At 34.3% G+C, this 23579-nt stretch carries 17 protein-coding genes; 7 read left to right on the forward strand and 10 right to left on the reverse strand.

All coding sequences use genetic code 11. From position 1 onward, the window contains the following. Positions 1–39: 39 nt before the first annotated feature. Positions 40–2670: a valine--tRNA ligase gene (locus J0383_RS03905; RefSeq protein ID WP_207297141.1), complete on the reverse strand. Its 2631-nt coding sequence runs from the start codon at positions 2668–2670 to the stop codon at positions 40–42. Between the two features lie 264 nt (positions 2671–2934). Between J0383_RS03905 and J0383_RS03910 the strand changes: the two genes are divergently transcribed. Then, a complete protein-coding gene (locus tag J0383_RS03910; protein ID WP_207297142.1) occupies positions 2935–3315 on the forward strand; it encodes a DUF1573 domain-containing protein in 381 nt (126 codons plus the stop codon). Between the two features lie 73 nt (positions 3316–3388). Here J0383_RS03910 and J0383_RS03915 read toward each other — a convergent pair whose 3' ends face one another. The 5 genes from J0383_RS03915 to J0383_RS03935 all read right to left on the reverse strand — a co-directional run bounded on the left by J0383_RS03915 (position 3389) and on the right by J0383_RS03935 (position 11136). After that, on the reverse strand, positions 3389–3871 hold the full coding sequence (locus J0383_RS03915) for a hypothetical protein (RefSeq protein ID WP_207297143.1): 483 nt from the start codon (positions 3869–3871) through the stop codon (positions 3389–3391). A 93-nt stretch (positions 3872–3964) separates the two neighbouring features. After that, positions 3965–6094, reverse strand: coding sequence for an OmpA family protein (locus J0383_RS03920; protein ID WP_207297144.1), 2130 nt, complete (start codon positions 6092–6094; stop codon positions 3965–3967). Positions 6095–6104: 10 nt separating this feature from the next. After that, positions 6105–7031 (reverse strand): PorP/SprF family type IX secretion system membrane protein, encoded by a 927-nt coding sequence (locus J0383_RS03925; protein ID WP_207297145.1) that lies wholly within the window; start codon positions 7029–7031, stop codon positions 6105–6107. A 30-nt stretch (positions 7032–7061) separates the two neighbouring features. Further along, the gene (locus J0383_RS03930) at positions 7062–9680 is read right to left on the reverse strand and encodes a gliding motility-associated C-terminal domain-containing protein (RefSeq protein ID WP_207297146.1); all 2619 of its coding nucleotides are present in this window, start codon (positions 9678–9680) and stop codon (positions 7062–7064) included. A gap of 130 nt (positions 9681–9810) precedes the next feature. Beyond that, entirely contained in the window at positions 9811–11136 is a 1326-nt protein-coding gene (locus J0383_RS03935) for a PDZ domain-containing protein (RefSeq protein WP_207297147.1), read from the reverse strand. A gap of 122 nt (positions 11137–11258) precedes the next feature. Here J0383_RS03935 and J0383_RS03940 point away from each other — a divergent pair, with 122 nt between their 5' ends. From J0383_RS03940 to lgt, 6 genes are all read left to right on the forward strand, one after another. Then, complete coding sequence (locus J0383_RS03940; protein ID WP_207297148.1) at positions 11259–12455, forward strand: pyridoxal phosphate-dependent aminotransferase; 1197 nt, start codon at positions 11259–11261, stop codon at positions 12453–12455. Positions 12456–12659: 204 nt separating this feature from the next. Then, entirely contained in the window at positions 12660–13331 is a 672-nt protein-coding gene (gene folE / locus J0383_RS03945; protein WP_207297149.1) for a GTP cyclohydrolase I FolE, read from the forward strand. Positions 13332–13367: 36 nt separating this feature from the next. Continuing rightward, positions 13368–13757, forward strand: coding sequence for a four helix bundle protein (locus tag J0383_RS03950; protein WP_207297150.1), 390 nt, complete (start codon positions 13368–13370; stop codon positions 13755–13757). Positions 13758–13811: 54 nt separating this feature from the next. Further along, positions 13812–15290 carry a cysteine--tRNA ligase gene (gene cysS / locus J0383_RS03955; protein ID WP_207297151.1) on the forward strand — a complete coding sequence of 493 codons (1479 nt, stop codon included), beginning with the start codon at positions 13812–13814 and terminating at the stop codon, positions 15288–15290. Positions 15291–15317: 27 nt separating this feature from the next. Beyond that, the gene (gene yidD / locus J0383_RS03960) at positions 15318–15557 is read left to right on the forward strand and encodes a membrane protein insertion efficiency factor YidD (protein WP_207297152.1); all 240 of its coding nucleotides are present in this window, start codon (positions 15318–15320) and stop codon (positions 15555–15557) included. 65 nt (positions 15558–15622) lie between these two features. Continuing rightward, positions 15623–16555 (forward strand): prolipoprotein diacylglyceryl transferase, encoded by a 933-nt coding sequence (lgt, locus tag J0383_RS03965; protein WP_207297153.1) that lies wholly within the window; start codon positions 15623–15625, stop codon positions 16553–16555. A 55-nt stretch (positions 16556–16610) separates the two neighbouring features. On the opposite strand, the gene J0383_RS03970 is transcribed toward lgt, so the two are convergent. The 4 genes from J0383_RS03970 to gyrB form a co-directional block, all read right to left on the reverse strand. After that, a complete protein-coding gene (locus J0383_RS03970; RefSeq protein ID WP_207297154.1) occupies positions 16611–17222 on the reverse strand; it encodes an acyloxyacyl hydrolase in 612 nt (203 codons plus the stop codon). An 81-nt stretch (positions 17223–17303) separates the two neighbouring features. Then, a complete protein-coding gene (gene secDF / locus J0383_RS03975; RefSeq protein WP_207297155.1) occupies positions 17304–20294 on the reverse strand; it encodes a protein translocase subunit SecDF in 2991 nt (996 codons plus the stop codon). A gap of 227 nt (positions 20295–20521) precedes the next feature. Beyond that, positions 20522–21457: a malate dehydrogenase gene (gene mdh / locus J0383_RS03980; protein ID WP_207297156.1), complete on the reverse strand. Its 936-nt coding sequence runs from the start codon at positions 21455–21457 to the stop codon at positions 20522–20524. Positions 21458–21569: 112 nt separating this feature from the next. After that, complete coding sequence (gyrB, locus tag J0383_RS03985) at positions 21570–23510, reverse strand: DNA topoisomerase (ATP-hydrolyzing) subunit B (protein ID WP_207297157.1); 1941 nt, start codon at positions 23508–23510, stop codon at positions 21570–21572. Positions 23511–23579: the final 69 nt, after the last annotated feature.

The following is a 23579-nucleotide window of genomic DNA, read 5'->3' on the forward strand; positions in this document are numbered from 1 at the left end:
AATAAGTATTGGGATTTTCTATATTTAGAAAACAAGTTCTTATTTCAAACCTGCTAAACTCTGCTCGATTGTAGCAATTTTTGCCAAAGCATCGGCTTGTTTTTGTTTTTCCATATTTAAAACTTTTTCCGGAGCTCCGTTTACGAATTTCTCGTTTGAAAGTTTTGCTTCAACAGATTTCAAGAATCCTTTGATGTAATCCAATTCATCTGTCAGTTTTTTAATTTCGGCTTCTACATCAATATTTCCAGTAATTGGAATGAAGTATTCATTTGATTTGACACGGAAAGATAAAGCGCCGTCAACCTTTTCAGAAACGTATTCAAAGGCGGTAATGTTTCCTAATTTCGTGATAACAGAATCAAAATAAGTCGAAACGTTTTCATTGTTAATCGCTTTTAATTCGATACTGTCTTTATTGGCAATATTTTTCTCTTTACGAATCGTTCTGATTCCAGAAATAACTTCAATTGAATTTTCAAAATCAGTAATTAATTTTGCATCAAACGGTTTTACTTCTGGCCAAGTTGAAACAATTAAAGCTTCATCAGCAGTTCTTTCTGTTATTAAATGCCAGATTTCTTCTGTAAGGAATGGCATAAACGGATGCAATAATTTCAAGTTATTTTCTAACATTTCAACCGCTTTCGCTAAAGTAACGCTGTCAATTGGCTGTTGGTAGGCTGGTTTGATCATTTCAAGGAACCAGTTACAGAAATCGTCCCAAACTAATTTGTAAATAGCCATTAACGAATCTGAAATTCTGTATTTTTCAAAATTATCTTCGATGTCAGCTAAAGTCTGCTGGAATTTAGCCTCGTACCATTCGATTGCTTTTTTCGAAGATTCTGGCTGTGCAATTTCTGCAGTTTCCCAACCTTTTATCAATTTTAAAGCGTTCCAGATTTTAGTTGAAAATGCTTTTCCTTGAACACATAATTCTTCGTCAAACATGATATCGTTTCCTGCTGAAGCACTTAAAAGCAATCCAACACGAACTCCATCGGCACTAAATTTATCAATTAAGTCCAAAGGATCAGGGGAATTTCCTAATGATTTAGACATTTTACGACCTTGTTTATCACGTACTAAACCTGTTAAATATACATTTTTAAAAGGTTTTTCGCCTGTATATTCATATCCTGCAATAATCATTCTCGCAACCCAGAAGAATAAAATATCTGGTCCGGTTACCAAATCATTTGTTGGATAGTAATACTTAAAATCAGCATTATCAGGATTTTTAATTCCGTCAAAAACTGACATTGGCCAAAGCCAAGCCGAAAACCATGTATCTAACGCGTCAACATCTTGTTTAAGATTGTCGATTGTTAATTGTGGGTTGCTGGTTTTTTCCTGTGCCAATTTTAAGGCATCTTCAATACTTTCTGCCACCACAAAATCTTCTTTTCCATCTCCGTAATAGTAAGCCGGAATTCTGTGTCCCCACCATAACTGACGAGAGATATTCCAATCACGAATGTTGTTTAACCAGTGTGCATACGTGTTTTCGAAACGTTTTGGATGTAATTTAATCTCATCTGATTCTAACACTGCTTTGATTGCTGGTTTCACCAATTCGTCCATTTTCAAAAACCATTGGTCAGATAATCTAGGTTCGATTACGGCTTTGGTTCTTTCAGATGTTCCTACTTTATTTAAGTGGATTTCGGTTTTAGCCAAAGCTCCAATTTCTTCTAATTCCTTTGCAATTTCAGTACGAACTACAAAACGATCTTTTCCTTGATAATGTAACCCGAAGCTGTTTAAAGAAGCATCTTCATTAAAAATATCAATGATTTCAAGATCGTGTTTTTCTCCTAATGTTTTATCGTTTACGTCGTGAGCCGGAGTAACTTTCAAACATCCAGTTCCGAATTCTACATCTACGTATTCATCTTCAATAATCGGAATTACTCTTCCGCAGATTGGTACGATTGCTTTTTTACCTTTTAAATGAGTAAAACGCTCGTCGTTTGGATTGATACAGATTGCAGTATCTCCAAAGATAGTTTCAGGACGTGTTGTGGCAATTGTTAAAAATTCCTCAGTTCCTTCAATTTTATACTTTAAGAAAAATAATTTCCCTTGTTGTTCTTCGTAAATAACTTCTTCATCAGATAAAGTCGTTTTTGCTTCAGGATCCCAGTTTACCATACGGTATCCTCTGTAAATTAATCCCTTATTGTATAAATCAACAAAAGAATGAATTACAGCTGCAGACATATCAGGATCCATAGTAAACTTAGTGCGCTCCCAGTCGCATGAAGCTCCAAGCTTTTTTAGCTGTTCTAATATTGTACCGCCATATTTATGCGTCCAGTCCCAAGCGTGTTCAAGGAATTCCTCACGAGATAAATCGTTTTTATTGATTCCTTCTGATTTTAATTTCGCCACAACTTTTGCCTCAGTCGCAATAGAAGCGTGATCTGTTCCCGGAACCCAGCAAGCGTTAAATCCTTTCAAACGAGCTCTACGAATTAATACATCCTGAATGGTATTGTTCAGCATGTGTCCCATATGAAGGACTCCAGTGACGTTTGGCGGCGGAATTACAATAGTGTAAGGTGTTCTATGATCTGGTTCTGAATGAAAATAATTGTTTTTCATCCAGTAATCATACCATTTGTTCTCAATCGCTTTAGCGTCAAATTGTGCTGGAATTGTCATTTACTTAGGTTGTTTAATCGTTTATTTTTTGTTTATTCGTTTAATAGTTACGTCGTTTAATCGTTTTATTTTTTTTGAAATGCATTCAGGCAGATCAATTAAACGATTAAACAGTTAAACAAATAAACGAAACTTTGGTTCAATTTTTGTAATTATAACTAACAGCAAAAGTAAATAATTAAGTAGATTATAAAAAACGAAATAATAATTTGTGTGTTAATTAAAACAATGTATATTTACTTACAACTTAAAAACAATTTCAAAATGAAAAATGTTGCCTCTTTTATTGCTGTCGTATTATTTAGTATAATAGGTTATGCACAAAATGGCCCTAAAATTGAATTTGCAGCCCCTGACAATACCATTGATTATGGAAAAATTTCTAAAACAGATAATGGGGTTCGTTCCTTTGAGTTCACTAACACCGGCGATGCTCCGCTTTTAATTACGGGTGCCGAATCGACTGTTAGTTCTATAGTTGTTACCAAACCAGCTGCTGCCATCATGCCTGGTAAAAAAGGGAAAATTGATGTGAAATATAATATGGCTACTGGGCCAATTCGTAAAACAATTACAGTTGAAACCAATGCCGTAAATTATCCTGATGGGCGTGTTGCCTTGAAAATTAAAGGAGAAGTTTTATAATAAAACCTATAAAAAAAGTAAAAGCCGTTTCAAATGAAACGGCTTTTTTTGTGGTTATAAATTATCTTTTTGATTATTTATCAGCACATTCTGCGCTATCGAATTTGTATTTTACACGTTCAAAATCAATTGGTTTGTCTTTTACCAAATACGTAACTCCCATTGTGGTCTGCATGGTTCCGTTTCCTAAAATCAATTGTTTATTGCGTTTTAAAAATGCCATTGGATTTTTAAACGTTTTATCTTTTGTGGCTAAGTCTTTAAAAGTATAATCGGCAAACAAAGTATCTCCATGAAATTCTCCAGTAATTTCACCTGTTCTTACAGTTGAAGGAGCGACTTTCATAATCATATTTCCTGTCAGTTTTCCATTTTTTAAAGTATTCAGTTTTAACTGAATGGTATCTTTTTCATAAAGAGCTTGGTAACATTCTGTACTTACCACTTTTTCGCCTTCGGCTTTTGCGGCTTCTGCTGCTTTCTGTTTTTCTTCGTTTTTACAGCTTTGCAATGCTACTAAAGGTAAAAGCAGGCAGGATAAAACTAGATTTCTCATAATTGATGATTTAAATTTTCATGGTTATACCATAAAATTACTAAAAAAGAAGCCAAATAAAAGGCTTCTTAGTCAAATTTATTATGCAGAAATCTACAAGTTTTTAATTACAAACTCTGATCTTCGATTCAGCTCATGTTCTTCTTCAGAGCATGCATCATCTGTTTTACATTTTACAATAGGTACTGATTCTCCGTATCCTTTGGCAGTCACTCTTTTAGGATCGATACCCGATTGTATGATAAAATCTCTGGTTGAGCTGGCTCTTTTTTGAGATAAGTTTTCGTTGAATTTTGCATTTCCGCGGGAATCTGTATGCGAACCAATTTCGATTACCATTCCAGGATATTTTTTCATCAATTCGACCACTCTTCCTAAAACTACTTTTGATTCTTTACGGATATACCACATATTATAATCAAAGTAAATAGGATCAGTTTTGATAATCAAACGGTCTTTGTCTTTTACAACATCTTTTTCCTTTGCCAGAATTTCTTTTACTTTTTCATTCTTTTTTACTTCAGCAGCAACAATGGCCGCTTCTTTGTCTTTTTTCTCTTTTTCTTTTAATTCAAGAGCCGCCAAGATTTCTTTTTTCTTGTTTTCTTCTTCTATAATAATCTCTTGTTTTCGTCTCTTTTCTGCCTGTTCTTTTTCTTCTTGCTTGATGGCTTCAACAGATTTAAGAGCTAGTGAACCATCATTTATTTTGTCTCTAGTTTTATCTAAAGTCAATGTTCTGGATTCATTTGTATATTTTTCTTTAAATGCCGAAATTTTATATGATGCTTCACACGGAACTGTAAAACTAAATTTTCCGTCAGCCAAAGTCGTGATGGTATTTAATGTTTTATTTTCTGAATCTTGAAGAATTACGGTTGCATTTTCTAAAGCCAATTTAGTATCAACATCCGTTATAATTCCGGCAATAAACTGTTTACAGTCTTCTACAATTAAGTCTTTTATTTCTTTAAATTGATAGATGTCGTCGCTTCCTTTTCCTCCTTCTCTATTGGATGCAAAAAATCCTTCTTTGGTATCTGAATCAATATTGAAAGCAAAATCATCGAGGTTTGAATTTAAAGGAAGTCCGATATTCACTGGTTTTGAATATACATTTCCATTAATTTCTGAAACAAAAACATCCAGCGAACCATAACCTAAGTGTCCGTCAGAAGAAAAATACAGTTTATTATCTGCAGAAGCAAAAGGAAACTGTTCTCTTTTTGCAGTATTAATTTCTGGCCCTAAATTCTTTGGCGTATCAAAAGCGCCTTTATTTACATTTACGGAATAAATATCAAAAGACCCTACAGAACCCGGCATATCCGAAGCAAAGTATAATACTTTTTCATCAGGACTTAAAGCTGGATGTTCTACAGAATAATTAGGACTGTTGAAGGGAAGCGAAGTAATGTTTCTCCATTTTCCATTTACTAATTCAGCTTTAAAAATCTGAAGGTTTGAGATTTTTTTATCGTTTTTCTTTTTCTTTCCGTTTTTAGAATTGTTTCTCGTAAAATACATTGTCTTGCCATCCTTGGTAAAAATAGCGTTTGATTCGTGCATTCCAGTTTTTAATTCTTGGGCAAAATAACGTACGATTGGTTTTTCAGCATTAATTTTATTGAGCGGAATGGTTACCAAATTTAAATAAGCAGCATTGTCCCATTTAAACTTTTTATCAAACAATCCCGGCTTTAAGTCTACTCCTGTAAAAACCAAATTTTCTTTGTATTCCACAGCCCCAAATTCAGAGTTTGGTGTATTTATCGCCAGATTTTTAATATCAAAACGTTTTCCTATTGCAGTAACATTTTCAAGTGTTTTTAGGTCTTTTTCAAAATTCTTAATGTCTGCAGAATCTGTTGATTTGCTGTAATATTCTTTTAAAACAGCATTTGCATCATCATAACTTCCAGTTGCTTTTAATGTTTGTGCGTATCTAAAATAATATTCTCTATCTAAGTTATTACTATAATTTTTAATGAGAAGACGGTAATAACGCTGCGCTTTTACAAGGTCATTTGTATAAAAATATGAATCGGCTAGATTGGCTATAATTTCCTGCGATGGTTTTTCGTCAGCTAGTTTTTGATATAAAATGATAGATTCGCTATAATACGTTTTGTCGAAAAAGCGTTTGGCTCTTGCTGATTCTTGATCTTGTGCACTTATAAACTGTATTGAAAATACGAATATAATAACGAGTAGTTTTTTCATATTTTTCATTTTAAAAGAATCTAGGTGATTTATCAAATCCTTTTCCTAATAAGTCCAAATCGAAAAGCAGCATGATTTCGTGCGTTCCTGAATTAAACTGACCTAAGTTTGTCAGTGTATGATCGTATGCATAACCCACTCTAAGCGTAGGCGTAACATTAACATTAAACAAACCGCTTACAGAATCTCCAATTCTATAGGCTGCTCCTAATTCGAATTTTTCGTTGTACAAAACATTTGCCGTAAGGTCTACAGAAATAGGAGAACCTTTTACAAATTTTGACATAAAGGCTGGTTTTATTTTCCACATATCAGTAACCTGAAAAACATATCCTGCGGTTAAAAAAGCATGAATTTCTTCAGATCCAAAAGCATTCAGACCTGATTTTTCTTGAATGTATTTTGACTTCAATAAATTAGGTGCCGAAATTCCCACATATAAATTATCTCTAAAATAATATGCTCCTACTCCAATATTCGGTTTGGTTACATTTATATTTTCTGCGAAAGCGAAATCTGTTTCGGGATCGGTAAAACGGAATCCGTTAAAATTGGTCTGCATAGAAGAAAAACCTGCTTTAAGCCCAAGGGAAAGTTTATTTCTTCCTCCTAAATTTAAAACATACGCGAAATCGGCATAGAAGTTATTTTCTTTTTTTGCGCCGTCACCAATATCATCTGATATAAATGAGAAGCCGGCTTCGACTTTATCGCTGACAGCACTATGCGCAAAAAAAGTAAATGTTTTTGGCGCTCCCACTGCTCCAACCCATTGTGTTCTGTATAATCCTCCAAAATTCATCATGGCTGGAACTCCTGTTGCATAAGCAGGATTCACGACACTCATATTATACATATAGTGTGTGTATTCAGGATCCTGCTGCGCGGAAACTGCTGTTATATAGAGGAAACTTATAAAAAGTAGTATTTTTTTCATTTGACTGCTGTTAAATAACATAAAACGGAATTATCGATTTAAATAAAGACGCCCTTGTTTTGGCGGTTTATTGTCTTTATTGAAATAGAGAATATAGAAATACACTCCGTTTGGAGCTACCCCGCTTCCAATTCCGCTCTTTTCATAATTTATTCCATCCCAAGCTGGTTTATTTTTGTCGCCTTTATACATTCCGTTGCCGTATCTATTGAAAATCTCAAGCGTGTAATCAGGATATAAAAACTCAATATCTTTGATTGCAAATGAATCGTTTACGCCGTCTCCATTAGGAGAAAATCCATCTGGTATAAAAAAGTCATTTGGTACATTATCACAATCTGTAAGCGTCACGGTAACTTCGATATGATCGTACGAAAAACAGCCTGTTGTATTTGATAAATCGAATCCGTAATATTTTCCTTGTTCGGTTAAAGGAGTTGAAGCCGTTAATAAATTTCCGTTGTTTGGAGAATCATACCAAACTACAGTTGAAGGTACATTGGTATTATTGGATAAATCTGCTATTGTTGGATTGTTTAATCCGCAGAAATTTTGTCCGTCTGTATTGAGCACCGGAGCAGGAGTATCATTTATGGTTATTAATACTGTTGCAGCATCAGAAGTACAACCTGCTGGAGAGGTTTCTTTCACATAATAATTACCCGACTGTAAAATAACTGTGTCTGCAAGAGGTGTAGTTGAAGTGGCGGAATCATACCATTTAAATTGATTTCCATTTGGAATTAAATCAGCAATTGTTGCGCCATCGACTTTACAAAATGTCTGCGGATTTAGAACTGGTGCCGCCGGAATTGGATTTATTATAAAACTGTCTAGAACATTGGTTAAATTAACATCGCAGCCTGTAATATTATTTTTCAGGTTTGTTAATGAAACTACTGTTGATCCTGAATTTAAAAGCAAAGCAGAAGGAATTACAAAATCCGCATTTCCACCTGATGCAGTTAATGTCAAAGTTTGTTCAGGTGCAGGATTACTGCCTAGTAATACGTATGAAAGCGTGATATCGGTTAAACTTCCCAGTCCCCAAACTCGTACATTGACAGGATCGTTGAGACAAACATCATTTACAATAACACCTGCAGAAGCATTTGGCAATGCATTAATTATCATGTTACCTCTTGCATTAGCATTATTGGTACAAGTGGTTACAGTATTGGTGATTTTGGTTATAGTGATGACAGATGCTCCGCTATTTGCATTTAAATTACCTGGAATAGTAAATGTTCCTACTCCGCCAGTAACCGTCATGTTGGCAGTTTGATTTAAAGCAAAATTGTCTCCGGTTAAATTATAAACAATGTCATAATTCCCATCGTCAAGGCTAGCGGCATTTGTAAGCTGTACTACAGAACTTTTATTCTGACAGGCTGGATCTGGAGTCAGTATCGCATTGTCTAAATTTGGCAGTTTGTAAATATGTAAATCGTCTGATAAATTATTGATAATATTATTACAAGCTCCTTTTCCATCGGTTGAAAAAATATCGGTTATGGTTACCGTAAAAGTTCCTGCTTGTCTAAAAAACTGCGAGTTAATTGGAAAAATTAATCTTCCGTTTACAAAACTAGAAGTTGTAGAATCTGTTCCTCCGTTTGGTCCCGATACATTAAAAACAATTCTATACTGCCCATTCGGAATTGAAGTTGTTCCTTCTGTAATTACTCCAGAATAACCTGCTGTTGCAATTTCATCTTCACAAATATCTTCGGCAATAACTAATGTGGCACCTGTAAAATCCAATCTTTCTTCGAGTGTAATTACAATATTGGCAGATTTGTCTGGACAAGTTGCATCGTTAGATAAAACAGTATAAAAATAGTTGTACACACCGGGTCCATAAGTGGCATATACTTGTTTTAAATCAACAACTGGATTTGTTGGTCCTGTTATGCCATGTCCGCTCCATCTTCCACCAGGATCTTGTCCGGTGAGTAGTGTACTAACATCAAAGGAGGTATATCCATCGAGATCAGTAGTACCGCATAAAGCCAATTCTCCCGGAGTACCAGGTTCTGGTGCTCTAAAAACGGTTAAAACTACTGTTGATGATACTGGCGAAGGTGAACAAGCTAAAACGGGCGGCACAGTATAAGTAAACTGATACGTTCCCTGCATTTCAGTAATTGAAATGGTTGACGATACTGCCTGTCCAGCGCTGTTTGTCCAAACTCCATTATTATGCGGACTCATGACTGTACTATTAAATGCCGAAAACAGATTAAACGTTTGTTCATCGCTGCATTTTGTGGCATACGGTGCAGGATCTCCTGAAAACGGACCAATTGTAATAGTTACAGTAGCTTTATTATCTGTACAGCCTGCTGTAGACGGTGCAGTATAGGTATATTGATAACTTCCCCCGCTTCGAATAAGCTGGGCATTTAAAATTCCTGTTGAAGTGTTTAATCCTCTCGAACCATTATCATCTGTCCATGTTCCGCCGGGCACAGGACTTCCTCCCAGCAAGGCAAATAAAGATACTGATTGGTTAACTGGATCGGAAATGTTACAAATTATCTGATTGCCATCATTGCCTGCACATTGTGCATTCATTTTTTCTGAAAAAAAAGACAAAAAAACAAAAAACAATACAAATTGTAAGAAATTGATGTATTTTTTGGTCATACGCTATTATTTTAAGTTAAACATAGTGAAATAATAGCAAATGACAAAAAAACTTACTTTTCTTATTAATTCTTAAAACATTTTTTAAATCAACAAATCAACCAAACAATCCTTCAGAAAATAAAATGATTTACAATTCATCTTCAAGCTTAAAGTGGAATTTTAAAATAAGGCTGTTTCTTTCAACTTCTAAAGTAATCCAGACATCATCTTCTGATTTTAAAAGCTGATTAATTTGCTGCAGAGTATATTTATAAGGACGTTCTTTATTAATACTGACTATAATATCCCCTTTCTGTAGTCCACATTTTTCCGCAGCAGAATTTTTACGAATATTGACAATTTCATAAATGGGTTTTAGGGAGAATTTGTATCTAAAGTTCCCACCATCATTTTGTGCAGCTTCACCTTCACTTAAAGATACAGCGACTTTTACGGTTTCAAGATGCACTGTTTCCTGTACCCATTGTAAACCATTATGCTGAATTGTAATTCCACTTTTGTTATACGTAAAAGGTTCTTTAAACTTGCTGTTCTTTTTTAGAAAAATTTTTTGGTCAGCATAATCTAATACTACTGTAAAGCGTTTTAAAACTTCTCCTCCTACAGAACCAATACGGTCTGGAACCATCTTAACATTACGAATAGAACTTGAATCGGGAAAAGCTACGATCGGTCTTTTAAAATCAAATTCATCGATAGTAAATGTCTTAATGCGAGCACGATGTCCTTCGATATCGCCACTAAAACCTTTACCTAAAAAATCAGGAAAATTCTTTTTAGGAAGTTTTATTTTGTTGTTTTCAAAAATCCAAAAGGCATCACTATTTCCTATATCAATCAGTAGCTTGGCAGGTATTCCAACACTATCGACAATTGCAGTAGTATAAATATACGGTTTAGACTTTTCGATGGTGATAGGAATGGCTTTAAACTTTTTTTCAAGTTTCTTTTTAAAAGCGTCATTATTCACATGTACCGTGATTTTCTTTTTCTCGTAATTTACTTCAACCAGATTGTTCTTAAAGAATTTATAACCAATAATTCCGTTTACGGGAATTCCAATATGCGATGATAAATTAAAACTTTGATCTAAAATCACATACAGCATATGGTTATCTGATTTTAGCCCGTGCGTTTCAAGAGTATTTTTGGTCGATTTTAATCCTTCAATTTCATTTTCAGAACCAAGTCCTCTAAGTTTGATTTTTTCAACATTATTAAACTTCACTTCCTGCATTTCATCCATACTGAACAAAATAGTCTCTTCAACACCAGAATCTAATAGAAAATTGAGTTCGACTCCGTTTACTTTAATCGGAATAAAAATGAGGTTATTGATCAATTTAAAAGGGATAATCGCCTTTTTATTGTTGTTTTGTATAATAAAATTATCTTGAGCTTTTATAAAAAAAGGCAGCAATAACCCAAAAAACAGGACGATATATTTTTTCATTGACAATATTTTATTATAAAATTAGCAAATATATTTATTATTGTTACATTTTTATAAGACCGTGCATTGTTTACGTTAAATTCGAAAAAAAAATGCAAATTTGCACTTCAATAAAAAATAAGATGCCAACAATTTCTAACAAAGGCAGAAACATGCCCGAATCTCCGATACGCAAGCTTGCTCCCTATGCTGATTTAGCAAAGCAGAAAGGACACAAAGTGTATCATTTAAACATTGGTCAACCGGATATCAAGACACCCGAAGTGGCCATCGAGGCGGTAAAAAATATTGATTTAAGTATTATCGAATACAGTCCGTCAGCCGGATATGAAAGTTACAGAAAAAAATTAGCTCAATTTTACCAGCGCCAAAACGTAAACGTTAACTCAGAAGACATCATTGTTACAACTGGTGGTTCTGAAGCCTTATTGTTTGCACTGGCCACAATCACGGATCCGGGAGATGAAATTATTATTCCTGAACCTTTTTATGCTAATTACCATGCGTTTGCTTCTTCTACAAGTGCGACTGTAGTGCCTCTAGTTTCTACAATTGAAACTGCATTTGCATTGCCAAGTATTGAAGAAGTTGAAAAACTGATTACACCAAGAACCAAAGCAATTTTAATTTGCAATCCTGGTAATCCAACTGGATATTTATATTCTGAAGCCGAAATTAAACAGTTAGCCGGTTTAATTAAAAAATATGATTTATATCTGATTGCTGACGAAGTATATCGTGAGTTTTTATATGATGGATATGATGTGCATTTTTCTGTAATGAATCTTGAAGATGTGCAACAAAATGTAATCATGGTTGATTCTGTTTCAAAACGTTACAGTATGTGCGGTGCAAGAATTGGCTGTTTGATTACTAAAAACAAAGAGATTTTAGCAACGGTAATGAAATTTGCACAAGCGCGTTTGAGTCCGCCAACTATTGAGCAGATTGCCTGCGAAGCTGCGATCGACACTCCGCAAAGTTATTTTGATGAAGTTATTGCAGAATACAAGGAACGACGCAACACTTTAATCGCTGAATTAAATAAAATTGAAGGCGTTGTAGTTACCAAGCCAAAAGGGGCATTTTACTGCATCGCCCAGCTGCCAATTGATAATGCTGATGATTTTGCACAATGGCTTCTGGAAAGTTACAATTTAAACGGAGAAACTGTAATGATTGCTCCTGCCAAAGGATTCTATTCTACACCAGGAATGGGACTTAATCAGGTTCGAATTGCATATGTTTTGAACAAAAAAGATCTAGTGAGTGCTGTAAATGTTCTAAAAGAGGGACTTTCGGCATACAAAAATAGATAACAACAAACTTAAACTTAACCTTTAAAAGACAATAACTAGCTTAGTTATTGTCTTTTGCTTTTTATAAAAGTCTGTTATTGGATTAAATTTAAATTATATCCAAAAAGGATCAATTAAATAATAAAAACGATAGAAAAGGTTTCCCATTTATTAATTATCTTTACCGCCTTAAAAAGATATACCACATTATAATAGTAGTTTTTAATGATAAATAACGACGATTTTTTAGACGAAATAGGTGACAGTCATTTCAGCAGCAATGCAAAAAACCCTCTTAGAGAGGATGCTTTTGAGTTAAGCGACGAAGAGAAAATAGAAAAAATAAAAAAAGATGTTGAAAACATTCTTCAGACTTTAGGAATGGATTTAACAGACGACAGCATAAAAGGAACTCCAAACCGAGTTGCAAAAATGTTTGTTAAAGAAATTTTTGGCGGTTTAAATCCTGCAAAACAGCCAAAGGCTTCTACTTTTGATAATAACTACAAATACGGCGAAATGCTGGTAGAAAAAAATATTACCGTTTATTCTACTTGCGAACACCACTTATTACCTATCATAGGACGTGCTCATGTTGCTTATATTTCAAGCGGAAGAGTAATCGGATTATCAAAAATGAACCGAATTGTAGAGTATTACGCAAAAAGACCTCAGGTACAAGAGCGTTTGACTATGCAAATTGTTCAGGAACTTCAAAAAGCTTTAGGAACAGAAGATGTTGCCTGTGTTATCGATGCTAAACACCTTTGTGTAAACTCAAGAGGAATCAAAGACATAGAAAGCAGCACTGTAACTTCTGAATTCGGAGGAAAATTCAAAGAACCTCAAACTAAAAGAGAATTTCTTGATTATATTAAGTTAGATACACAGTTCTAAAAGTTTATTGTTTTTAGTTAATAGTTTGTTGTTCTAATGGCGAAAATAGAAAAATTTGAAGATTTGGAAATTTGGAGATTAGCTCGAGAAATCTGCCAGCAGATTGAAAACTTAATTCAAAGCACCAATCTAAAAACAAATTATTCTTTAAGAGACCAAATTGACAGAAGTTCAGGCTCAATTATGGACAATATTGCAGAAGGTTTTGAACGCAACGGTAATAGAGAATTTATTAACTTTCTCAGCATTGCAAAAGGTTCAGCTGGAGAAGTAAAATCACAATCTTACAGAGCTTTTGATAAAAAATTAATCAATGAAGAACAACATTTAAAACTAAACGAAAAGGTTGAATTGGTAAAAAACAAAATTGGAGCAATGATGAACTATTTAAATAAATGTGAAATCAAGGGACTAAAATTTAAATAAATCTTCAACCAAAACAATAAACAACAAACTACAAACAATAAACAATTAGCAAATATGCCTTTATATACAAGTCAGCCCTTAAAAATATACAATTCGCTTTCTGGCGAAAAAGAAGATTTCAAACCAATCCATGAAGGAAATGTTGGAATGTATGTTTGTGGACCTACCGTATATAGTAATGTTCACTTAGGAAATGTGAGAACCTTTATGTCTTTTGACGTAATCTTCAGGTATTTTCTTCATTTGGATTATAAAGTTCGATATGTTCGAAATATTACCGATGTTGGACACATTGTAGATGATGTTGATGAAGGTGAAGATAAAATTGCCAAAAAAGCGCGTTTGGAGCAATTAGAACCAATGGAAGTTGTACAGCGATACACTGTAGATTTTCATGATATTTTAAAAGCTTTCAACTTTTTACCGCCAAGTATTGAGCCAACAGCAACTGGACATATTATTGAACAAATCGAAATCATCAAAAAAATTATCGACAAAGGAATTGGATACGTTGCCAATGGATCGGTTTATTTTGATGTTGTAAAATATAACGAAACTAATAATTACGGAATATTAAGCGGTCGAAATATCGAAGATATGCTGGCTAATACACGTGATTTAGACGGACAGTCTGATAAAAGAAATCCTCAAGATTTTGCACTTTGGAAAAGAGCAGAACCAGAACATATCATGAGATGGCCTTCTCCTTGGAGCGATGGTTTCCCTGGATGGCACTTAGAATGTACTGCCATGAGTACAAAATACTTAGGAAATCATTTTGATATTCACGGAGGCGGAATGGATTTAAAATTCCCGCACCACGAATGTGAAATTGCACAAAATGAAGCTTGCACAGGACAATCTCCAGTAAATTATTGGATGCATGCGAATATGCTTACTTTAAATGGTAAGAAAATGGCAAAATCAACCGGAAACAATATCTTACCGGGAGAAATTTTAAGCGGAGACAATACTGTTTTAAGCAAACCATTTTCTGCTTCTGTAACAAGATTTTTCATGTTACAGGCACATTACAGAAGTATATTAGATTTTTCTGATGATGCTATTACGGCTGCAGAAAAAGGTTACAAAAGATTAATGGAAGCTATTGATGCTCTTCCAACCATTACAGCAGGAAATTCAAGTTCTGTTGATTTTAATGCATGGAAACAATCTTGTTATGATGCCATGAATGACGATTTTAACACGCCTATTTTAATTGCACAATTATTTGAAGGGGTTCGTTATATCAATTTATTAAAAGAAGGAAAAGAAACAATTTCTGCCGAAGATTTAAAAACATTCTCAACGGCAATTAATGCCTTTGTATTTGATGTTTTAGGCCTAAGCGATGAAAAAGCTGCAGATGGAAACAATGATAAATTAGAAGGAGTTATAAATATGCTTATTGCTATGAGAAATCAGGCAAGAGCTGATAAAAACTTCGCATTATCTGATCAAATTCGTGACCAGCTTATTGCTTTAGGAATTCAACTGAAAGATGGTAAAGAAGGAACTAGTTTCTCCATATAAAAACAGTTACAACAAATCTAATAAATCATGAAACTGATAACACCATTTGTTTTATTAGTACGTTTTTATCAAAGTGCAATTTCGCCCTTTACTCCTGCTTCATGCCGGTTTGAACCTACGTGTTCTACTTACATGATTCAGGCTTTGCAGATTCATGGATTGTTTTATGGCGGATATCTGGGAATAAAAAGAATCTTAAGCTGTCACCCTTGGGGAAGAACCGGATACGATCCTGTTCCTGAAAAAAAATGTTCACATAAACATTAACTTATTATAAAGTTATCTCGAATTTAAATAGCTATTTTTATACACCAAAAAACATAAAAACTTATATGACACAACCCTTAAATATTGTTTGGAATCCATCTGAAGGAATCGATTTAGGATTTTTCATGATTCGTTACTACAGTTTAATGTTCGTAGTTGCCTTTGGTTTAGGCTGGTTCTTGATGAAGAAGATTTTCGAACGTGAACATGAATCTCTTGAAAAATTAGATTCTTTATTTGTCTGGACTGTTTTAGCAACGTTAATTGGAGCTCGTTTAGGGCACGTATTCTTTTATGACTGGGAGTATTTCAGAAATCATTTAATGGAAATTTTTCTTCCATTCAGATTTGAACCTGAATTCCAATTCACAGGCTTCCAAGGGTTAGCAAGTCATGGTGCAGCGGTTGCTATTATACTGGCTATGTATTTTTACAGCAAAAAAATCCTAAAACGTTCTATGTTATGGATTTTAGACCGAGTTGTAATTCCAGTTGCAAGCGGTGCTATATTTGTTCGTATAGGTAATTTTATGAACTCAGAAATTATTGGAAATGATACTACTTCAGCTTTTGGAATTCGTTTTCTGCACGATCAATTTAGTAAAAGTGAGGCTGTAAACGCAACGCAAATCGCTAATCCTAAAGATGCGTACAACGCAATCGCAACTGATCCTAAATTTGCTGATTTACTAGCACAAGTTCCAGCAAAACATCCAACGCAATTATATGAAGCATTCTGCTATATTTTTGTGTTTGCCATTTTGTTCTTTTTATATTGGAAAACCAATGCAAGACTTAAAACAGGATTTTTGTTCGGACTGTTTTTAGTGCTTTTATTTGTAGTTCGTTTTATAGTCGAATTTGTAAAAGAAAGCCAAGGCGGAATAGAAAGTTCATTAGGCTATTTCTCTACTGGACAATGGCTGAGTATTCCATTTATAATTATTGGTCTTTTCTTTATCATTAGAGCACAGAGAAATCCTTTAGCGGAATCATAATTAAAATTATCAAATATAAAAAGTCCGGTATTTTTCGAAATACTGGACTTTTTTATTAGAAAGGACACGAAACACCAAATTCAATATTTTTGGTATTATATCCTGCATTTTTACTTCCTAAGCCTGCGTTTGAAACGTGTCGTACTTCAGAACGGATATCAAAAGCTATTTTATTTACTTTAAAAGAAAAACCAATCGCAAATACATCTGCAAAAGCAAATCCTTCGGACATTCTTTCTGTTTCTGTATCGGTGATCATTGGACCCACGCTTCCCAAAACATAAAAAGAGCAAGTTTTCGATATCGGTTTTCGAATTAAAAATCCTAGATTCAAAACATATTCGCGAACATCTTTCAATTTAGTATATTCGGCTCTTTTTTCTTCAAAATTGGGCGTTTCCGGCTTTACAAAGTAAAAGTTCAGCAATTGATGTTTTCCGAAATTAATCTCGGGCTGTACAAGAATTTCATATTTAAAATTTCTGGTTTCCTTTATTGTATAATACAATTGCACTTTATAAAAATGATTCGTAAAAGTATAATCTGTATTACTGAATTCACTTCCAAAACCATAATTAAAACCCAACGCAAAACGGGGTTTTCGATCCTGAGCTATATTTTTAACGCAACACAGCAACAGGAAAACCAAAAGTAATTTTCTAACCATATTTGTTTTTCAGTATTTAAATATAGGCAAAAAAAAAGATCCGATTTTCATCGGATCTTTTACTATAATGTAAGCAGTTAATTATGCTTTATTGTGTTTGTCTTCGATTGTATGTTTCTCATCAGCAGAGATTGTATCAACCAATACTGGAGTTGCAATAAATAATGAAGAGTAAGTACCTACAATAATACCAATTAACATAGCGAAGATAAATCCTCTAATTGACTCACCACCAAAGATAAACATCGTTAATAATACGATAATCATCATTAATGAAGTATTCAAGGTTCTAGATAATGTAGTATTAATAGACGCGTTTACGATATCTTCAAAGCTACCTTTACGGTTTCCGATGATAAACTCTCTTACCCTGTCAAATACAATTACCGTATCGTTCATAGAGTAACCAATTACCGTAAGAATCGCAGCGATAAAGTGCTGATCCATTTCCATGTGGAAAGGCATGAATTTGTAACATAATGAGTAAATACCTAATACGAAGATAACGTCGTGAGCAACCGCTGCAATCGCACCTAATGAATACTGCCATTTACGGAAAGATACCATTAAGTATAAGAAAATAACTGCCATTGCACCAAGAACTGCCCAGTAAGAGTTAGTTTTGATATCTTCAGAAATAGAAGCTCCAACTTTAGAAGCCTGTAAAACTCCAACTTTTTTACCATCAAAAGAGTTGATGAATTTATCGTAAGTAGTATTTGGAAAATATTTCTGTAATCCAGCATATAATTTTTGGTTTACTTCTTCATCGATAGCTACACCGTCTTCTTTAATTTTATATTTAGTTGTGATTTTCAATTGATCGTCATCACCCAAAATTTTAGCTTCAACCGGAGTACCGAAAGCAGTAGATAACTCATCTGAAACTGCAGTAGCATCAACTGGTTTTTCGAATTTAACTTGGAAAGTTCTTCCTCCAACAAAATCAACACCTTCATCTAAACCATTAACGAAGAAGATAGAAACTAAACTTACTACTGTTACAATAGAAGAGAAGATATAAGTGAATTTTTTGATTTTAATGAAATCAAAGTGGAAGTTTGTAAACCAGTTTTTAGTAATGTTTGTAGAGAAAGTCAAATCTGCTTTTCCTGCAATATTTCTATCAATAAAGATTCTCGCAATAAAGATTGATGTAAACAATGAAGTTACGATACCAATTAATAATGTTAATGCGAAACCTTTAATAGGTCCTGTTCCGAAGATGAATAAGATTGCTCCAGTTAAAACGTGAGTAACGTTTGCATCGATGATAGAACGCATTGCACCGTGCCATCCGTAAGAAGCTTGAACTGCTTCAGACAATGATTTACCTTCACGTAATTCCTCTTTCGCTCTTTCGTATATAATAATGTTCGCATCTACCGCAGTACCTAATGTTAAAACGATACCAGCAATACCAGGTAATGTTAATACGAAACCAAAACTTGCCATAATTCCGAATAAGAATAGTAAGTTTAATAATAAAGCAAGGTTTGCATACCAACCCGCTTTACCATAATAGAATACCATCCAAACGCAAACTAATAAGAAACCTAATACAGAAGAAATTGTACCTGCATCAATAGCTGCCTGTCCTAAAGATGGACCCACAACAGTTGACTGAATAATATCTGCAGAAGCTGGTAATTTACCTGCGTTCAATACGTTAGCTAAATCTTTAGTTTCAGCAACATCAAAAGAACCTGTGATTTCAGATCTTCCTCCAGCAATAGGACCGCTTGTTACACCTGGAGCAGAATATACGATATCATCTAAAACAATAGCAATATAACTTTTTTGAGCAAATGCTCTTCCTGTTAATTCTTCCCAAATTTTAGCACCTTGGCTGTTCATCTGCATAGAAACTGCAGGTTTACCCATTTGGTCAAAAGTATCTTTTGCATCAGTAACAACACCACCGCTCATTGCAGGACTGTTATCTCTGTTTCCTTTTAAAGCATATAATTCAACAGCCTCGATATCTTTCGCGCTTTTGGGATCTTTTGATTTAGGATCTTTAATAGTTGTTGGTTTACTCCATACAAATTTTGCATAGTGTTGGTCAGCACCTAATAAAACTCTAATTTCTGGTCTTTTAAAGTAATCGTTAACAGCAGCTGTATCTTTAGGAGCGAAATAACCTAAAACTGGTCCGCCACCTTGAACGATCATTTTATCAAATAATGGATTGTTTCCTTTTTTAGTATCAACAGAATCTTTAGTATCTGTTAATAATGCGTTTAATGAATCTTTAGCAACAGTTTTAGTTTCAGTCTTTTTAACTTCTGTTTTCTTTAAAGCTTCGTTAGCTGACACTAAGAAATTACCAATTTCTTCAATTTTGAAAGTTTCCCAAAACTCTAATTGAGCTTTACCTCCCAATAATTTTTTAATTCTATCTACATCCTTAGCACCTGGAAGCTCTACTAAGATTCTTCCTGTTTCTCCTAATTTCTGAATGTTTGGCTGAGTAACACCAAATTTGTCGATACGCTCTCTTAATACTTTAAAAGCACTTTCAACAGACTCGTCAACTTTTCTTTTGATAACTTTTTGAGCTTGAGCATCAGTCATTTGAAAATCGATACCACCATCTCCTTGTAAACTTCTGTTTGCAAAAATATCTGGTGATGCCAATTTCACATTTCCTTTTGAGTTTGCATCAAAAGCTTCGAAAAATTTATTTAAATAGGTCTTATTTCCTTCTAAGTTTGCACTTGCATCTGCTAACGATTTATTAAATACTGGATTTTTAGAATTGTTAGCTAAACCTTTTAATACATCTTTAATAGAAATTTGAAGAATTACGTTGATTCCTCCTTCTAAGTCAAGACCTTTATTAAGTTGTTTGTTTTTAACTTCATCATAAGTGAAGTCTGTAAAACCAAGGTTTAATACTTTTTCTTTACCAATAGAATCTAAATATTTTAGCTCTTTATCAGGATTGTCTCCTGCAAAAGCTTTAGCTTCACTTTTGACGCCATTTGCCACAAAAGTGAACGAAAGTTGGTAAATACTTACCAATGCAAATAGAATTGCGAAAAATTTAATAAGTCCTTTATTCTGCATTATTACTAAAAATTAATTAAGTTTTATTATTTGTTTTTGTTTTAAGTTCCTGATAAAATAAGCCCTGACATGATTTTTTAAAACAAAAAAACGAGATCACGAATTACCAATTTTTTTTTAAACCGAGCAAATATATAATTAACGAAAATATTAACCAATTAATTTATTAATTAATCTCAAAAAAAAGACTGCAAAAGTGCAGCCTTTTTCTTTTTTTTCGGTTTTTATTATACTAAAATCGATTTTAGAGCGTCATTCATGCTACGAACCGCATCTGCGCTTTTAGCAAATAACGCCTTTTCCTGATCGTTCAATTTAATATCAACAATTTCTTCAACTCCGTTTTTACCTATTATACAAGGTACTCCAATACAGATATCATTTTGTCCGTACTCTCCTTCTACAAAAACAGAGCAGGCAATCATTTTCTTCTGATCGTTTAAAATACTGTCTACCAAGTACGCTACAGATGCTCCAGGAGCATACCAAGCTGATGTTCCTAATAAACCTGTAAGGGTTGCACCTCCTACCATGGTATCGGCAGCGACTTTTTGAAGCGCTTCTTCAGATAAAAACTGGGTTACAGGTATACCGTTATAAGAAGCCAGACGAGTTAACGGAATCATCGTTGTATCGCCATGCCCTCCAATTACCATTGCCGAAATATCATTTGCTGGTTTATCTAAAGCAAGAGAAAGATACGTTCTAAAACGAGAGCTGTCTAATGCACCTCCCATACCTATAATTCTGTTTTTTGGAAGTCCAGTTGCTTTTAAAGCTAAATACGTCATAGTATCCATAGGGTTGGAAACTACTACAATTATAGTATCAGGAGAATATTTTAGGACATTTTCGGCAACTGTTTTTACAATTCCTGCATTTATACCTATTAATTCTTCTCTGGTCATTCCTGGTTTTCTTGGAATTCCTGATGTAATAACCACCACATCACTTCCGGCAGTTTTAGAATAATCGTTGGTAACTCCGGAAACTTTAGTATTAAAGCCTGTGTTTGTGGCACACTGCATAATATCCAATGCTTTCCCCTCGGCAAAACCTTCTTTAATATCCAACAATACTACTTCGCTTGCAATTCCTCTATAAGAAATAACATCGGCACATGTAGCTCCAACATTTCCTGCTCCTACAATGGTAACTTTCATATTTTTTACTTTATCGGTTATTAATTATTTGTCTATTCTTTAAAAAGACAATTCGTTTAATTGTCTAGTAAATTTAAACAATTAAACGAATTGAAATTATTAATTTTTTATTTTATGCGTCAATATTTGCATAAACTGCATTTTTCTCGATAAACTCTCTACGAGGCGGTACTTCGTCACCCATTAACATAGAGAAAACACGATCTGCTTCTGCAAGACTTTCGATTGTTACCTGACGAAGCGTTCTGAAGTTTGGATCCATTGTAGTTTCCCATAACTGCTCTGCGTTCATCTCTCCAAGACCTTTATAACGCTGAATGTTGGCGCTTCCTCCCATTCTTTCGTTTGCCTGATCACGCTGAAGATCGTTCCATGCATATTCTTTTTTATTTCCTTTTTTAACTAAGTACAAAGGAGGTGCAGCGATATAAACGTGGCCTTCTTCGATAAGTTCTTTCATGAAACGGAAGAAGAATGTTAATATTAAGGTAGAGATGTGACTACCATCGACATCGGCATCACACATGATGATTACCTTATGATATCTTAGTTTTTCAATATTAAGCGCTTTACTGTCTTCTGCTGTACCTACAGTTACTCCTAAAGCGGTAAAGATGTTACGTATTTCTTCGTTTTCGAATACTTTATGATGCATCGCTTTTTCAACATTCAAAATCTTACCACGTAATGGAAGAATGGCTTGGAAGTTACGATCACGTCCTTGTTTTGCAGTTCCACCTGCCGAGTCTCCCTCGACAAGGTAAACCTCACATCTTGCTGGATCCTGCTCAGAGCAATCTGATAATTTTCCAGGTAATCCGCCACCGCCCATAACGGTTTTACGCTGTACCATTTCACGTGCTTTTTTCGCTGCGTGACGTGCTTGAGCTGCTAAAATTACTTTTTGGATAATTGTTCTGGCATCATTTGGATTTTCTTCCAAATAGTTTTCAAGCATTTCTCCAACTGCTTGAGAAACTGGAGAAACTACCTCTCTATTTCCTAGTTTGGTTTTTGTTTGTCCTTCGAATTGAGGTTCAGCAACTTTTACAGAAATAATAGCTGTTAATCCCTCACGGAAATCATCTCCAGAAATTTCGAATTTTAATTTATCAAGCATCCCAGAAGCATCGGCATATTTTTTAAGGGTTCTTGTTAAACCACTTCTAAAACCTTGCAAATGTGTTCCTCCTTCGTGTGTATTAATATTGTTTACATACGAGAAGATATTTTCGGTATAACTTGTGTTATAAATTAAGGCAACTTCAACCGGAATTTCTCCTTTTTCGTGATCCATACTGATAACATGCCCAATAATTGGCTCACGGTTTCCGTCTAAGTAACGGATATATTCTTTAAGACCTTCATCAGAATGGAATACTTCACTTCTGAATTCGCCTTTTTCATCTACTTCTCTCTGGTCTGTAAATGTAATAGTGATTCCTTTATTCAAAAATGAAAGCTCACGCATACGAGCTGACAAAGTATCATATGAGAATTCTATAGTTTGCTGGAAAATCGTGTCATCTGGAAAGAAAGTCTGGCGTGTACCTCTTTTATCAGTTTCTCCAATTTGTTTAACTGGGTATAATGATTTTCCTCTTTCATATTCCTGCTCGTAAATCTTTCCTTCTCTGAAAACGGTAGATTTCATGTGTACAGAAAGTGCATTTACAACCGAAACCCCAACCCCATGAAGACCTCCCGATACTTTATATGAATCTTTATCGAATTTACCTCCGGCACCAATTTTAGTCATTACAACTTCAAGTGCAGAAACGCCTTCTTTTTTATGTAAATCAACTGGGATACCACGTCCGTTATCTTCAACTGTAACAGAACCGTCTTTATTTATTGTAACGCTGATGGCATCACAATGTCCTCCCATTGCCTCATCAATAGAGTTATCAACAACCTCGTAAACCAAATGGTGTAGCCCTCGAACACCTACATCTCCAATATACATCGATGGACGCATTCTTACGTGCTCCATTCCTTCTAATGCCTGAATACTATCTGCTGAATAATTGTTCTTCTTGATTTCTTCGCTCATATAATCTGTTCTAAAAAATATAATTATTGTCTAACACGCAAATATATAAAAACGCGGGGTATATACCCA

Origin of the sequence: Flavobacterium endoglycinae, from assembly GCF_017352115.1 — a bacterium.
GTDB lineage: Bacteria > Bacteroidota > Bacteroidia > Flavobacteriales > Flavobacteriaceae > Flavobacterium > Flavobacterium endoglycinae.